This is a genomic window from Variovorax sp. MSC1_012 (genome assembly GCF_023667525.1).
Taxonomy (GTDB): domain Bacteria; phylum Pseudomonadota; class Gammaproteobacteria; order Burkholderiales; family Burkholderiaceae_C; genus Variovorax; species Variovorax beijingensis_B.
Genome location: NZ_CM174443.1, coordinates 4,636,063 through 4,649,762 on the forward strand (window position 1 = coordinate 4,636,063; position 13,700 = coordinate 4,649,762).

Annotated in this window: 13 protein-coding genes; 6 read left to right on the plus strand and 7 right to left on the minus strand. The window is 67.4% G+C overall.

Going from position 1 to position 13,700, the window contains the following annotated elements; all coding sequences use genetic code 11:
* Positions 1 to 137 precede the first annotated feature (137 nt).
* The 3 genes from L1081_RS21730 to L1081_RS21740 all read left to right on the plus strand — a co-directional run bounded on the left by L1081_RS21730 (position 138) and on the right by L1081_RS21740 (position 3,133).
* Entirely contained in the window at positions 138 to 1,328 is a 1,191-nt protein-coding gene (locus tag L1081_RS21730; protein ID WP_489414024.1) for a M48 family metalloprotease, read from the plus strand.
* 144 nt (positions 1,329 to 1,472) lie between these two features.
* Positions 1,473 to 2,045 carry a DJ-1/PfpI/YhbO family deglycase/protease gene (locus L1081_RS21735; RefSeq protein ID WP_489414025.1) on the plus strand — a complete coding sequence of 191 codons (573 nt, stop codon included), beginning with the start codon at positions 1,473 to 1,475 and terminating at the stop codon, positions 2,043 to 2,045.
* 62 nt (positions 2,046 to 2,107) lie between these two features.
* Positions 2,108 to 3,133, plus strand: a complete 1,026-nt coding sequence (locus L1081_RS21740; protein WP_489414026.1) for a hypothetical protein — start codon at positions 2,108 to 2,110, stop codon at positions 3,131 to 3,133.
* Here the strand turns inward: L1081_RS21740 and L1081_RS21745 are convergent.
* From L1081_RS21745 to L1081_RS21775, 7 genes are all read right to left on the minus strand, one after another.
* The gene (locus L1081_RS21745) at positions 3,124 to 4,374 is read right to left on the minus strand and encodes an AMP-binding protein (protein ID WP_489414027.1); all 1,251 of its coding nucleotides are present in this window, start codon (positions 4,372 to 4,374) and stop codon (positions 3,124 to 3,126) included. The genes L1081_RS21740 and L1081_RS21745 overlap by 10 nt on opposite strands.
* 166 nt (positions 4,375 to 4,540) lie before the next feature.
* Positions 4,541 to 5,353, minus strand: coding sequence for an ABC transporter ATP-binding protein (locus tag L1081_RS21750; RefSeq protein WP_021012891.1), 813 nt, complete (start codon positions 5,351 to 5,353; stop codon positions 4,541 to 4,543).
* 36 nt (positions 5,354 to 5,389) lie between these two features.
* On the minus strand, positions 5,390 to 6,715 hold the full coding sequence (locus L1081_RS21755; RefSeq protein ID WP_489414028.1) for an ABC transporter substrate-binding protein: 1,326 nt from the start codon (positions 6,713 to 6,715) through the stop codon (positions 5,390 to 5,392).
* Between the two features lie 55 nt (positions 6,716 to 6,770).
* The gene (locus L1081_RS21760) at positions 6,771 to 7,847 is read right to left on the minus strand and encodes a branched-chain amino acid ABC transporter permease (RefSeq protein ID WP_124958984.1); all 1,077 of its coding nucleotides are present in this window, start codon (positions 7,845 to 7,847) and stop codon (positions 6,771 to 6,773) included.
* Positions 7,848 to 7,849: 2 nt separating this feature from the next.
* Positions 7,850 to 8,779: a branched-chain amino acid ABC transporter permease gene (locus tag L1081_RS21765; RefSeq protein ID WP_124958983.1), complete on the minus strand. Its 930-nt coding sequence runs from the start codon at positions 8,777 to 8,779 to the stop codon at positions 7,850 to 7,852.
* On the minus strand, positions 8,779 to 9,570 hold the full coding sequence (locus L1081_RS21770) for an ATP-binding cassette domain-containing protein (protein ID WP_489414029.1): 792 nt from the start codon (positions 9,568 to 9,570) through the stop codon (positions 8,779 to 8,781). The genes L1081_RS21765 and L1081_RS21770 overlap by 1 nt, the downstream gene beginning before the upstream one ends.
* A complete protein-coding gene (locus L1081_RS21775; protein WP_489414030.1) occupies positions 9,567 to 11,522 on the minus strand; it encodes an AMP-binding protein in 1,956 nt (651 codons plus the stop codon). Before L1081_RS21775 ends, L1081_RS21770 begins: the two co-directional genes overlap by 4 nt.
* An 84-nt stretch (positions 11,523 to 11,606) precedes the next feature.
* Between L1081_RS21775 and L1081_RS21780 the strand changes: the two genes are divergently transcribed.
* From L1081_RS21780 to L1081_RS21790, 3 genes are read left to right on the plus strand one after another with little or no spacing between them, the layout of a single operon-like run.
* Positions 11,607 to 12,392, plus strand: coding sequence for a helix-turn-helix domain-containing protein (locus tag L1081_RS21780; RefSeq protein ID WP_489414031.1), 786 nt, complete (start codon positions 11,607 to 11,609; stop codon positions 12,390 to 12,392).
* Positions 12,389 to 12,862 (plus strand): hypothetical protein, encoded by a 474-nt coding sequence (locus L1081_RS21785; protein WP_489414032.1) that lies wholly within the window; start codon positions 12,389 to 12,391, stop codon positions 12,860 to 12,862. The genes L1081_RS21780 and L1081_RS21785 overlap by 4 nt, the downstream gene beginning before the upstream one ends.
* 59 nt (positions 12,863 to 12,921) lie before the next feature.
* On the plus strand, positions 12,922 to 13,689 hold the full coding sequence (locus tag L1081_RS21790) for an SDR family NAD(P)-dependent oxidoreductase (protein ID WP_489414033.1): 768 nt from the start codon (positions 12,922 to 12,924) through the stop codon (positions 13,687 to 13,689).
* Positions 13,690 to 13,700: the final 11 nt, after the last annotated feature.

Below are 13,700 nucleotides of genomic sequence, written 5' to 3' on the forward strand. Positions count from 1 at the left end.
AGCGAATAGCCCTTAGGTACGGGCCTGAATCCGCCCCTTCCTGGGGCATGATGCGCGCTCGCAAGTCGCGCCTGGGGAGGCGCGAAGAAAAACCACAACACCGCAGGCCTTCGGGCCGCATCGAGGAGGAAATTCCAATGGATCCATGGGTCTATCCGCGCGAGCGCTGGCTCGGCAACATCACGCTCTGGCTCGGCCTGCTGGTCTGGGTGCTGCTGGTCCTGGGCACCCTGGGCATCGCGCTCGTCTACGTGCTGCTCGGCTTCATCGCCTACGTGTTCGCGCAGTCGGCCGTCATCGCCTGGATCAAGGGCACGGCCGTGAAGCTCTCGCCCGCCCAGCTGCCGGAGCTGCATGCGCGGTTCCAGGCCTGCTGCGGCCATCTGGGCATCGAGAACCCGCCCGAGGCCTACCTGCTGCACGGCGACGGCATCTTCAATGCCTTTGCCACGCGCTTCTTCGGCCGCAACTTCGTGGTGCTGCTGTCCGACGTGGTCGACGCCATGGAAGCCCAGCCCGACGGCATCAACTTCTACATCGGCCACGAGCTGGGCCACATCCGGCGCGGTCACCTCACGGGCCACATCTGGCGCGCCCCGGTGCTATGGCTGCCGCTGCTCGGCGCTGCCTATTCGCGGGCCCAGGAATACACCTGCGACCTGCACGGCGCTGCCTGCTGCAAGCAGACCGACTCCGCGCCCCGCGCGCTGGTGGCGCTGGCCGCCGGCGCGCAGCAATGGCGCCACGTCGACCTGCAGCGCTACGCCGACCAGTCGGTGGGCAACAGCGGCTTCTGGGCCTCGTTCCATGAACTGATCGCCGGCTATCCCTGGCTCACCAAGCGCGTCGCGCGCGCCATCGATCCGGGCGCGAAGCTGCCGAGCCGCAATCCGGTCGCCTACCTGCTCGCGGTCTTCGTGCCGTACACCGGCCGCGCCGGCGGCGGCGCGCTGGCGCTCCTGGTGGTGGTGGCCATCATCGGCATGCTGGCCGCGGTGGCGCTGCCGGCCTATCAGCAATACGAGTCGCGCGCGGCCGTTTCGCAGGCCTGGTCCGAAGCCGCGCCGGTGCGCGAAGCGCTCGGCAACTACTACAAGCAGAAGGAAGAGATTCCCGATTCCCTGGCCACGGCCGGCGCGCCCGAAACCCTGCCCGGCGGCTCGGAGCTGACCCTCGACCCCGACACCATGGTGGTCGAAGCGGTGCTTCCAAAGGCCAAGGGCACGCTGCGCATGGAGCCCTCGGCCACCGAGGACGGCATTGCCTGGAACTGCGTGGCCGGCGACGACCTGTCCGAAAAGGCGCTGCCGGCCAGCTGCCGCAAATAGCGGCAGCTCGTCGTAAGAGAAGGTTGCCGCCCGTCGAACCGTCCGACAGGCGGACCCGGCGGGCGCCGATGCGCGCCACGGGAGCGGGCCCTAGGGTGAAGTGTCATTGCCATCAAAAAACCACCTTCAAGGAGTGACTCACCCATGCCCACCATCTCTTCTTCTTCGCTGGACGGAATGCAGGTTGCCATCCTCGTGGCGGACGGCTTCGAGCAGGCCGAGATGACCGAGCCGCGCAAGGCGCTCGACCATGCCGGCGCACAGACGCAGATCGTTTCGCCGCTCGACGGCAGCGTGCGCGCCTGGAAGCAACTCGAGCCCGCCGACACCTTCGAGGTCGACGTGCCGCTCAAGAACGCCAATGCCGATGACTTCGACGCGCTGCTGCTGCCCGGCGGCGTTGCCAACCCCGACGCGCTGCGCATCAACCAGAAGGCCGTGGCCTTCGTGCGTGCCTTCGTCGAGTCGGGCAAGCCCATCGCGGCCATCTGCCATGGGCCATGGACGCTCATCGATGCCGGCGGTGCGAAGGGCCGCAGGATGACCTCGTGGCCTTCGCTGCGCGCCGACCTGCACAACGCCGGCGCGACGTGGATCGACAAGGAGGTGGTGGTCGACAGCGGCCTGGTGACGAGCCGCAGGCCCGGCGACCTGCCCGCGTTCATTCGCGAGATGACGACGATGTTCGAGCTCGCGCACGAGGCGGCGATTCACTGAGCCTGCGGCTGGTGTGCGCGCGCGCGCGGATGGGGCCGCGGGTTCCGGTACGCTCGCATCCCATGGCGGCATCCTCTTCGTTCGAGCGCGCGCAGCGCCTGCCCGGAAATTTCGCATGGATCGCGGTGGCGGTCGATGCGGCCCTGTTCGCGCTGGGCATGGCGGCGCAGCTGCTGCCTCTCTCGCCGCACGGCGAGCAGATGCGCGGCGTGTATGCGCAACCCGGCGTATGGGTGCCGCTGCTGTCGCGCGTTGCCACGGTATGGCTGCTGGCGGCCACGCTGGCCTGGTGCTATGCGCGCAAGGCGCTCGACGAGCGCGGCGCGGCCCGCATCGCGCAGCTTCGCGGCCCTGGCAGCCGCTTCGCTGCCGTGTTCCTTGCGGTGATGGTCGTCAACATGCTTGCATTGACGCCGCTGTTCTACCAGGCGCAGCTGCTCTTCATGCCCGGTGGGCCGCTGCACGAACGCGTCGGCATGTACGGCCTGCGCCCGGTCATGGCCGTGTCGATGTTCGTCCAGTCGGCCATCCAGATGCTCGTGCTCATCGCGAGCGTGTGGCTGGCCGCCCGCTTCGCGCTGCGCGAGCGCGGCGCCGGGCTCGCGGGTTCATTGCCGGGCGCGACGGATGGCGGCGCGAGCATGGCAGCGCCGCGCCGCGCGGTGGCACTCGTGGCCGCCGCGACTTTCGTCTCGCTGCAGGCGTGGATCGGCCATGTGGCAAGCGGCTGGGTCGACACCTCGAGGGACTCGGACCTGGTGCCGCTCCTGCTCGGCTGGTTCGCGGTGCCGCTGCTGGTCTGGGCGCTGGCGTTCTGGGGCGGCTGGCTCGGCGCCGCGCCAGGGCCTGCGCAGACGCGTCCGTTTCGTGCCGTGGCGGCCGCGGTGTCGGCCTTCGTGCTGCTGCAGGTGGTCTGCGCCGCCCTCGCGCTCGGCGGGCTGCTGTGGATCGCGAGCGCGAGCTTCTCGGGCGTGAGCAGCGGCAGCCGCCTTGCGGCACTCGCCATCGCGGTGGCGGCAATCTACCTGGTGCTGCTGGTGGTGACGATGCGCGCGCTCACGCGCCGGTTCTACCGCCGCTACTTGTAGCTGCGCGCGTCCTCGATCACCTTGCCGTCGTTCGGCAGCGTGCCCGGCGCCACCAGCTCGATGGTGCCGCGCAGCTTGGTCACTTCGCGCACCGCATCGGCAATGCGCGCCTCGAGCCCGGCCGGCGCGCCTGCGGCGCATTCGAGCCTGAAGGTCATCTGGTCGTCGCCCATCTCGCCCGAGACCACGAGGCGCGCGCGCTGCACTTCCGGAAAGCGGCGCGCGATCTCCGCCACCTGCGAGGGGTGCACGAACATGCCGCGCACCTTGGTGGTCTGGTCGGCGCGGCCGAGCCAGCCCTTGATGCGCTTGTTGGTGCGGCCGGTGGGGCAGGTGCCCGCGAGCACGGCGGAAAGATCGCCGGTGCCGAAGCGCACCAGCGGATAGTCGGGGTTGAAGGTGGTCACGACGATCTCGCCGACCTCGCCGTCGGGCACCGGGTCGCCGGTGCCGGGGCGCACGATCTCGACCAGCACGCCTTCATCGAGCACCAAGCCTTCGCGGGCGCTGGTCTCGTAGGCGATCAGGCCCAGGTCGGCGGTGGCGTAGCACTGCGTGCCCTGCACGCCGTGCGCAGCGATCCAGTCGTGCAGGCTCGGGGGAAAGGCTTCGCCCGACACCAGCGCCTTGGTGAGCGAGGGCAGCTTCAGGCCTTTTTCCTCGGCTTTTTCCAAGAGGATCTTGAGGAAGCTCGGCGTGCCCGCATAGCCCTCGGGCTTCAGGTCGGCCATGGCCTCGAGCTGCTGCTCGGTCTGGCCGGTACCGCCCGCGAACACGGTGCAGCCGATGGCCCGCGCGCCGCTTTCCATGATGGAGCCGGCGGGCGTCATGTGGTAGCTGAAGCTGTTGTGGATGAGTTCGCCGCCGCGAAAGCCCGCGGCATGCATCGCGCGCGCCGTGCGCCAGTAGTCGCGCGCCTCGCCCTCGGGCTCGTAGATGGTGCCGGGGCTCGCGAACACGCGCGGCATGCGGGTGCCGCGGCCGATGGTGGAAAAGCCGCCGAAGGGATCGTCGGCGCGGCGCTGCTTCTGCAGTTCGAGCAATTCGGTCTTGCGCGTGACGGGCAGCTTGGCGAGCGCCTCGCGCGTGGTGATGTCGGCGGGCTTCACGCCGTCGAGGATCTTTGCAAACGCGGGCGCGGCAGTCTGGGCCTGCGCAATGTGCTTCGGCAGCGCGGCCAGCAGGTCGCGTTCGCGTTCGGCGGGATCACGGATTTCGAGCTTGTCGTAGTGGTCGGTCATGTCCGCACCCTTTGTCTTTCTGTTCGGTCTTGCTCCCTCTCCCCTTGGGGAGAGGGCTGGGGTGAGGGCCGTAGCCTCGAGGCCACGACGGTCATGTGCAAGTGCCGCTGCACCCTCACCCTAGCCCTCTCCCGGAGGGAGAGGGGACAACACGAAATGCATGCCATCAAGCCAGCCACCTTTTCCGGCGCTTGTAGCTTTTGACGTCGCGAAAGCTCTTGCGGTCCGCACCGCCGACGCCAAGGTAGAACTCCTTCACGTCCTCGTTCTCGCGCAGGCTCCTGGCCTCGCCGTCCATCACGATGCGGCCGTTCTCCAGGATGTAGCCGTAGTCGGCGTAGCGCAGCGCCATGTTGGTGTTCTGCTCGGCGAGCAGGAAGGTCACGCGCTCCTTGGTGTTGAGGTCCTTCACGATCTCGAACACTTCCTCCACGATCTGCGGTGCCAGGCCCATCGAGGGCTCGTCGAGCAGCACCATGGTCGGATTGGCCATCAGCGCGCGGCCGATGGCGCACATCTGCTGCTCGCCGCCCGATGTGTAGGCCGCCTGCGAAGTGCGCCGCGTCTTGAGCCGCGGGAAATAAGCGTAAACCTTCTCCAGCGTCTCGGCGATTGCCGCCTTGCCGTCCTTGCGCGTGTAGGCGCCGGTCATCAGGTTGTCCTCGATGGTCAGGTGGGCGAAGCAGTGCCGGCCCTCCATCACCTGGATCAGGCCGCGCTTGACCAGTTCGGAAGGCGACAGCGCCTCGATGCGCTCGCCGCGCAGCTCGATGCTGCCCTTGGTCACCGCGCCGCGCTCGCCGGCCAGCAGGTTGGACACCGCACGCAGGGTGGTCGTCTTGCCGGCACCGTTGCCACCCAGCAGCGCCACGATGCCGCCCTCTGGCACCACGAGCGAGACGCCCTTGAGCACCAGGATCACGTGGTTGTAGATGACCTCGATGCCGTTGACGTTGAGGACGATGCTGGGTGAACTCATGGTGCTTCCAGGGACTGGCGAAGACGGTGGGCGGGTCTAGCTCTGGCAGTCGGCGGGCGTGCGCGCCGTGAGCTTCTTCTCGGCCGCGTACTTGGCGGCGGTCGACTTCACGAGCGGCTTGATGATCTGCTCGTCGGCCTGCAGCCAGTCGGACGTGAACTTCCATGCCTTGCCGTCCCAGGTGTGGATGCGCGCCCAGGCCGCGCCCATGTGGTCGGTGCACGAGGTGCTGATCGGGCGCATCACGCCGGCGAAGCCCAGGCCGTCGAGCTTGGCCTGCGTGAGGTTGAGGTTCTCGAGGCCCCAGCGCACCTGCTCGCCCGTCATGACCTTGCCCTTGCCGAAGCGCTCCTGCGCGGCGCGGATGCCTTCCACGCCGAGCATCGCGCTCATGGCGCCGCGCATGTAGAGCACCTGTCCCACTTCGTCCTTCGGGCCGGTGCCCTGGTTCTTGTCGTGCAGCATCGAGACCACGTCCTTCACGAGCTTGGACTGCGGCTCGGCACCGTGCTGCATGGTCACGGCGTTGTAGCCCTTGGCGCCGTCGCCCACGTCCTTCACGTCGGGTTCGGCGCCGGCCCACCACACGCCGTACATCTTCTCGCGTGCGTAGCCGGTGGCCTGCGCTTCCTTGAGCGCGGTGGAATTCATCACGCCCCAGCCCCACAGCAGGACGTAGTCGGGCCGCGCCTGGCGCACCTGCAGCCAGGTGGCCTTCTGCTCCACGCCCGGCGCCGTCACCGGCAGCAGCTGCAGGTCGAAGCCGTGCATCTTCGCGCGCTCCTGCAGCAGTGGGATCGGCTCCTTGCCATAGGGGCTGTCGTGATAGATCAGCGCGATCTTCTTGCCCTTGAGCTTGTCGAGCCCGCCTTCCTTCTTGGCGATCGCCTGGATGATCGCGTCGGCCGCCACCCAGTAGGTGCCGGCGATCGGGAAGTTCCACTTGAACACCGTGCCGTCGGCGCTTTCGCTGCGGCCGTAGCCCACGGTCACCACGGGGATCTTGTCGACGGGTGCCTTCTCGGTGATGGCAAAGGTTGCGCCGGTGGACAGCGGCTGCACCAGCGAGGCGCCGCCGTTCTTGCCTTTCAGGCGCTCGTAGCACTCCACGCTGCGCGCCGTGTCGTAGCCGGTCTCGCATTCCTCGAAGGAGATCTTCACCCCGTTGATGCCGCCGCGCGCGTTCACCAGCTTGAGGTAGTCGACATAGCCATTGGCCCAGGGCGTTCCGTTCGGCGCATAGGCGCCGGTGCGGTACGACAGCACGGGAATGAACTGCTCATTGGCCTGCGCGAACGCAGGGGCCGCGCCTGCCAGCGCGGATGCGGCGGCCACGGCGAGTGCGAGTGATTTCAGCTTCATGGTTGTCTCCTGGTTTTGTATGGGAAAGTCACGCTCGAAAAAAGCATTGCTGTCTTCAATGAGGGAAGGGCCACAGCCGCAGCTTCTGCTTGCCCGTGGACCACAGCTTGGCCAGCCCGTGCGGCTCGACGATCAGGAACCACACGATGAGGCCGCCGAAGATCATCAGTTCCGCATGCGCGATGCCGACGGTCGAGATCTGCGCGCCGAACCAGCCGGCAATGACCGGCAGCACCTGGTTCAGCACGATCGGCAGCACGGTGATGAAGGCCGCGCCGAAGAAGGCCCCGGTGATCGAGCCGAGCCCGCCGATGATCACCATGAAGAGCAGCCGGAACGACTGGTCGACCGAGAACGCCGCCGGCTCCCAGGCGCCCAGGTAGACGAAGGCCCAGAGCGCGCCGGCCACGCCGATGATGAACGAGCTGACCGCGAAGGCGCTGAGCTTGGCGTACATAGGGCGGATGCCGATCACCGCGGCCGCCACGTCCATGTCGCGGATCGCCATCCACTCGCGGCCGATGGCGCCGCGCACCAGGTTCTTGGTCAGCACGGCGATCACCACCAGCATCGCGAGGCAGAACAGGTACTTGCTTGCGGCGCTCTCGATCGGCCAGCCGAAGACCTGCAGGTTCGACACCGACACCGAGCCCGAGGGCGTGTCGAGCGTGAACCACTTGATGCGCAGGAACATCCAGTCGCTGAAGAACTGCGCGGCCAGTGTGGCCACCGCGAGGTACAGGCCCTTCACGCGCAGGCTGGGCAGACCGAACAGGATGCCGAACAGCGTGGCGCACAGGCCGCCCAGGATCAGCGCGGGAATCAGCGGCAGCCCCGGGAAGCGCACGAAGAAGTTGTAGGCACCGTAGGCGCCCACCGCCATGAAGGCGCCCGAGCCCAGCGAGATCTGGCCGCAGTAGCCCACCAGCACGTTCACGCCCAGCGCCGCCAGCGAGATGATCACGAACGGGATCAGGATCGCGCGCATCAGGTAGTCGCTGGCCAGGAAGGGCACGACTGCGAACGCGAAGATCAGCAGCAGGCCGATCGCCACGCGGTCCTGCAGGATCGGGAAGACCTGCTGATCGGCGCGGTAGCTGGTCTTGAACTGGCCGTTTTCTCTGTAGAACATGTTCAGACCCGATCGATGATCTTCTCGCCAAACAAACCCTGCGGCCGGAACAGCAGGAACACCAACGCCAGCACATAGGCGAACCAGATCTCGATGCCACCGCCCACGTACGGGCCCAGGTACACCTCCGAGAGTTTCTCGCCCACGCCGATGATCAGCCCGCCGATGATGGCGCCCGGCACCGAGGTGAGGCCCCCGAGGATCACCACCGGCAGCGCGCGCAGCGCCACCGTGGTGAGCGAGAACTGCACGCCGAGCTTGCTGCCCCAGATCATTCCGGCCACCAGCGCCACCACGCCGGCCACGCACCACACGATGACCCAGATGCGCGTGAGCGGAATGCCGATCGACTGCGCGGCCTGGTGGTCGTCGGCCACCGCGCGCAGTGCGCGGCCGGTGCCGGTCTTCTGGAAGAACAGCGAGAGCAGCGCCACCAGCGCGGCCGCGATCGCGGCGGCGTACAGGTCTTCCTTGTTGATCAGGATGCCGCCCTCGAACACCTTGTCGAGCAGGAAGATCGGATCCTTCGGCATGCCGATGTCGATCTTGTAGATGTTGCTGCCGAACAGCGTCTGGCCCGCGCCGTCCAGGAAGTAGGCGATGCCGAGCGTAGCCATCAGCAGCGTCGCGCCTTCCTGGTTGACCAGGTGGCGCAGTACCAACCGCTCGATGAGCCATGCCACCGCGAACATCACCAGCCCCGCGACGACGAAGGCCGCGCCGTTGGCGAACCAGCGGCTCTCGATGCCGGTCCACATCGGGATCCACTCGGCAAAGCGCGCCATCGCGAGCGCGGCGAACAGCACCATCGCACCCTGCGCGAAATTGAACACGCCCGAGGCCTTGAAGATCAGCACGAAGCCGAGCGCCACCAGCGAATACAGCATGCCCACCATGAGGCCGCCGAAGAGGGTTTCGAGAAAGAAGGCCATCAGTGTTCGACCCCGAGGTAGGCGCGGATCACGTTTTCGTTGCTGCGCACCTCGTTCGGCGTGCCGTCGCCGATCTTCTTGCCGTAGTCGAGCACCACCACGCGGTCCGAGATGTCCATCACCACGCCCATGTCGTGCTCGATCAGCACGATGGTGCTGCCGAATTCGTCGTTCACGTCGAGGATGAAGCGGCTCATGTCCTGCTTCTCCTCCACGTTCATGCCGGCCATCGGCTCGTCGAGCAGCAGCACCTGCGGCTCCATGGCGAGCGCGCGGCCCAGGTCGACGCGCTTTTGCAGGCCGTAGGGAAGCTGGCCGACCGGTGTCTTGCGGTGCGCCTGGATCTCCAGGAAATCGATGATCTGCTCGACGAACTCGCGGTGCTTCGTTTCCTCGCGCTCGGCCGCGCCCCAGCGGATCGCCTGCTGGAAGAGGTTGGACTTCATGCGCAGGTTGCGCCCCGTCATGATGTTGTCGAGCACGCTCATGCCCTTGAAGAGCGCCAGGTTCTGGAAGGTGCGCGCCACGCCCATCTCGGCCACCTGGCGCGAGTTCATGTGCTTGAAGGTCTTGCCGCGGAAGGTGATGGAGCCCTGCTGCGGCCAGTAGACGCCGTTGATGCAGTTCAGCATCGAGCTCTTGCCCGCGCCGTTCGGCCCGATGATGGCCCGCACCTCGTGCTCGCGCACGTCGAAGCTGATGTCCGTGAGCGCCTTCACGCCGCCGAAGCTCAAGGAGATGTTCTGCACGTCGAGGATGACGTCGCCGACTTTTCTGTTGTTGCTGCTCATGCCGCCGCCTTCACGATGGGGAAGGTCCTGGCCTCGACGATCTTCAGCGTGGCATTCACCACGCCCGTGCGCCCGTCCTCGAACTTGACCTGGGTCTCGATGTACTGCTCGGTCTTTCCGCCATAGAGCGCACTGACCAGCACCGCGTATTTCTCGGCGATGAAGCCGCGGCGCACCTTGCGCGTGCGGGTGAGTTCGTCGTCGTCGGGGTCGAGTTCCTTGTGCAGCACCAGGAAGCGCGCGATCTGCGTCTCGCCCATGCCGTCCTCGCTCGCGAGGTCGGCATTCACCTTGGCAATGCAGTCGGCGATGAGCGCCAGCACGTCGGGCTTGCCGGCCAGGTCGACGTAGCCGCCGTAGGCCAGGCCGCGGCGCTCGGCCCAGTTGCCCACCGCCTCGAAATCGATGTTGATGGCAGCGCAGACCTCGTCGCGCCCGTTGCCGAAGCACACGGCCTCCTTGATCTGCGGGAAGAACTTGAGCTTGTTCTCGATGTAGTTGGGCGCAAAGATCGCGCCGCTCGCGAGCTTGCCCACGTCCTTGGCGCGGTCGATGATGCGCAGATGGCCCTCGCTGTCGAGCACGCCGGCATCGCCGGTGTGGAAGTAGCCTTCGGCATCGAGCACCTCGGCCGTGGCGTCGGGGCGCTTGTAATATTCCTTGAGCACCGAGACGCCGCGCACCAGCACTTCGCCGTCTTCGGCGATCTTCAGTTCGATGCCCGGTGCCGCGGTGCCCACCGTCTGCAGCTTGACCTTGCCGTCCTGCTGCAGGCACACATAAGCGCAGGTCTCGGTCTGGCCGTAGAACTGCTTGAGGTTGACGCCGATCGAGCGGTAGAAGCGGAACAGGTCGGGCCCGATGGCCGCGCCGGCCGTGTAGGCCACGCGGATGCGGCTCATGCCCAGCACGTTGCGCAGCGGCCCGTAGATCAGCAGGTTGCCAAGGCCATACATCAGCCGGTCGCCCGTGCTCACTAGCGCGCCGTTGAGGATGTCCGCGCCCACGCGCTGCGCGAGCGCCATGAACTTCGCATACAGCCAGCGCTTCGGTCGCGCCGCGTCTTCCATGCGGATCGACACCGCCGTGAGCAGTCCCTCGAAGGTGCGCGGCGGGCCGAAGTAGTAGCTCGGTCCGATCTCGCGCATGTCGTTCATCACCGTCTCGCTCGACTCCGGGCAATTGAGCGTGAAGCCGCCCACCAGCCACTGCGCCACCGAGAACAGGTGGTCGCCGACCCAGGCCATCGGCAGGTAGCTCATGATGTTGTCGCAGGGGCCGAGCCTGTCGGTCTCCACGCCGCCGCGGCCCGCCGCGATGAAGCTCGCATGCGTCTGGCACACGCCCTTGGGCCGGCCGGTGGTGCCCGAGGTGTAGAGGATCACGCCGACGTCGGTGGCTTCGCCGCTCGCCACCGCGCGGTCGTAGTAGCCGACGTGGGCCTTGTCGAATTCGCGGCCCAGTTCGCGCAGCTGCTCGTAGCTCATGAGCCCGGGCTGGTCGTAGTGGCGCAGGCCCTTGGGGTCGTCGTAGATGATGTGGCGGATGCCGTGCTGCTGGTCCTTCTGCAGCTCGCGGCATTCGAGCAGCTTGTCGACCTGCTCCTGGTCCTCGACGATCACGAAGTCGATGGCCGCGTCCTGCAGCATGAAGACCATCTCGCTGGCCACCGCGTCCTGGTAAAGCGGCACCGGCACGCCGCGCAGGCTTTGCGCCGCGAGCACTGCCATGTACAGGTGCGGGCGGTTGGCGCCCACGATGGACAGGTTGTCGAAGGGCTTGAAGCCCAGGCTCGCGAGGCCGCAGGCCATTTCGCGCACCTCCTGCGCCACGGCGCTCCAGCTCCATGTTTGCCAGATGCCGAGATCCTTCTCGCGGATGGCGGGCGCCTGGGGCTGGGCTTGCGCATGCGCAAGCAGCAGACGGGGAAAGGTGGGGGCGGTGGTTTGCACAGTGGGCGGATCGTAGGCCCCACTTTGACGTCAGGTTGTCGTTCCAACGACAATCCTAGGGACACTACTCCCCGGAGTTTCCCGATGCCTCACGGCAATCTCAATCAACGCAACGTGCTGGGCGGTTCTATCAAGGACCGAGTTCGTCCCCCTAGCGGTGCCGAACTCGGCGGCATTCCGTGGCTGCTCACGCTCACGCCAGCCGAGCGCCGCCGCGCCGAAGCCGCGCTGGTGGTGGGCGAGGCCGAGGTCGGCGACCTGGTCTGTCGCGTCGGCCGCTCGCCCACCTACTGGTTCGGCGTGGTCGAAGGCCTGCTCAAGATGAGCAACGACAACGCCGACGGCGGCTCCGTCACCTACACCGGCGTGCCGCCCGGCGGCTGGTTCGGCGAAGGCACGGTGATGAAGCGCGAGCCCTACCGCTACAACATCCAGGCGCTGCGGCGCAGCGTGGTGGCGGGGCTGCCGATCGAGAGCTTCCACTGGCTGCTCGATCATTCCATCGGCTTCAACCGCTTCGTGATGAACCAGCTCAACGAGCGGCTCGGCCAGTTCATTGCGGCGCTCGAGACCGACCGGCTCAACAACCCCGATGCGCGCGTGGCGCGCAACCTGGTCTCGCTGTTCAACCCGGTGCTCTATCCGGGCGTGGGCGAGGTGCTGCGCATCACGCAGCAGGAGCTGGCCTACCTGGTCGGCCTGTCGCGCCAGCGCGTGAACGAGGCGCTCAACGGCCTGTCGGCAGAGGGGTTGATCCGCGTGGAGTACGGTGGGCTGCGCGTGCTCGATCTGCCGGGCCTGCGCGCGAGCGCGATGTCGAACAAGAAGAGCAACAACAACAGCCGCTCACCCGAAACGGAAAATCCATGACTCTCAAAGACCAGCTCCAGATCGTGCCCGCGGATGCGCAGACCGCCTTCGTTCCGCCGCCCGAGGCACCAACAAAGGCCAAGGCCGGAGACACCGGCCCGACGCTCGAGGAAGCCCTCGCGCGCAACAAGGCGCTCGCCGAGAAGATCGACGCCCTCGACGCGGTGCTCGCCAAGCCGCTCGCAGAGATCCTTGCCGAGCGCGAGAAGGCCGACGAGGCCGCGCTCGCCTGGGACCGCTTCGGCGCGATGTGGATGCTTTCGCAGCGCGCCATGCGCCGCGTGGCGCTCGACCTGGCGGCGCAGCTCGGCGTGGGCGAGGAAGAGGTCGTGGCGCGTGCGATGACCCATGCCAACGCGGTGCTCAACGGGGCCGACGAGGTCGACCTCGGCGGCACCATCGCGCCGGCGCAGCTGCAGCACATTGCGCGGCACCGCAGCTTCCTGCGCAAGCAGTTCCGTACCGGTTGAGCCCCGGGGCCTCTCGATACCCCTTAACCTCGCGCCTTCGTTCCAGAAAGACTTTCCCGATGACCGCTTCCTCCCATCTCACCCTGATCACCGGCGCCTCGCGCGGCCTGGGCCGTGCCATGGCCGAACAGCTGCTGCAGGCCGGCCACATGGTGCTCGGCATTTCGCGCCGGCAGGAGCCGCAGCTTGCGCAGCTGGCGCAAGAGGCCGGCGTCGAACTCATCCAGTGGGAGCAGGACCTGTCCGATCCGGTCGCCGCATCGGCGCGCCTCGCGGCCTGGCTCAAGACGCTCGACGGCCAGCGCTTCGACAGCGCCACCCTGATCAACAATGCCGGCACCGTCGGCAACCCCGCACCGCTGGCGAGCGCGGTCGGCGCCGAACTGTCGCAGGCGCTGCGCATCGGCCTCGAAGCACCAATGCTGCTGACGGCCGCCTTCCTGGGCGCCACGCGCGAATGGCGCGGCGCGCGCAAGGTGCTGAACATCTCCTCGGGCCTGGGGCGCAATGCCATGGGCAGCCAGGCGCCGTACTGCGCGGCCAAGGCCGGCATGGACCACTTCTCGCGCGCCGTGGCGCTCGAGGAGGCTGCCGTACCGAACGGCGCGCGCATCGTCTCGCTCGCGCCCGGCGTGATCGACACCGACATGCAGGTGCAGCTGCGCGGCGCATCGGCCGAGAAGTTTCCGGACCGCACGCGCTTCGTGAGCATGAAGGAGGAAGGCCGGCTCGACAGCCCGGCCACCGCCGCGGCCAAGGTGCTCAAGTACCTGGCACGTGAAGACTTCGGCCGCAACCCCGTGGCCGACGTGCGCGATCCGGCCTGAGCGCCAGCAAA

Bases quoted from the DNA above. Each gene is read 5' to 3' on its own strand.
- L1081_RS21730 (WP_489414024.1), top strand. From the start codon at position 138: ATGGATCCATGGGTCTATCCGCGCGAGCGCTGGCTCGGCAACATCACG.
- L1081_RS21735 (WP_489414025.1), top strand. From the start codon at position 1,473: ATGCCCACCATCTCTTCTTCTTCGCTGGACGGAATGCAGGTTGCCATC.
- L1081_RS21740 (WP_489414026.1), top strand. From the start codon at position 2,108: ATGGCGGCATCCTCTTCGTTCGAGCGCGCGCAGCGCCTGCCCGGAAAT.
- L1081_RS21745 (WP_489414027.1), bottom strand. From the start codon at position 4,374: ATGACCGACCACTACGACAAGCTCGAAATCCGTGATCCCGCCGAACGC.
- L1081_RS21750 (WP_021012891.1), bottom strand. From the start codon at position 5,353: ATGAGTTCACCCAGCATCGTCCTCAACGTCAACGGCATCGAGGTCATC.
- L1081_RS21755 (WP_489414028.1), bottom strand. From the start codon at position 6,715: ATGAAGCTGAAATCACTCGCACTCGCCGTGGCCGCCGCATCCGCGCTG.
- L1081_RS21760 (WP_124958984.1), bottom strand. From the start codon at position 7,847: ATGTTCTACAGAGAAAACGGCCAGTTCAAGACCAGCTACCGCGCCGAT.
- L1081_RS21765 (WP_124958983.1), bottom strand. From the start codon at position 8,779: ATGGCCTTCTTTCTCGAAACCCTCTTCGGCGGCCTCATGGTGGGCATG.
- L1081_RS21770 (WP_489414029.1), bottom strand. From the start codon at position 9,570: ATGAGCAGCAACAACAGAAAAGTCGGCGACGTCATCCTCGACGTGCAG.
- L1081_RS21780 (WP_489414031.1), top strand. From the start codon at position 11,607: ATGCCTCACGGCAATCTCAATCAACGCAACGTGCTGGGCGGTTCTATC.
- L1081_RS21785 (WP_489414032.1), top strand. From the start codon at position 12,389: ATGACTCTCAAAGACCAGCTCCAGATCGTGCCCGCGGATGCGCAGACC.
- L1081_RS21790 (WP_489414033.1), top strand. From the start codon at position 12,922: ATGACCGCTTCCTCCCATCTCACCCTGATCACCGGCGCCTCGCGCGGC.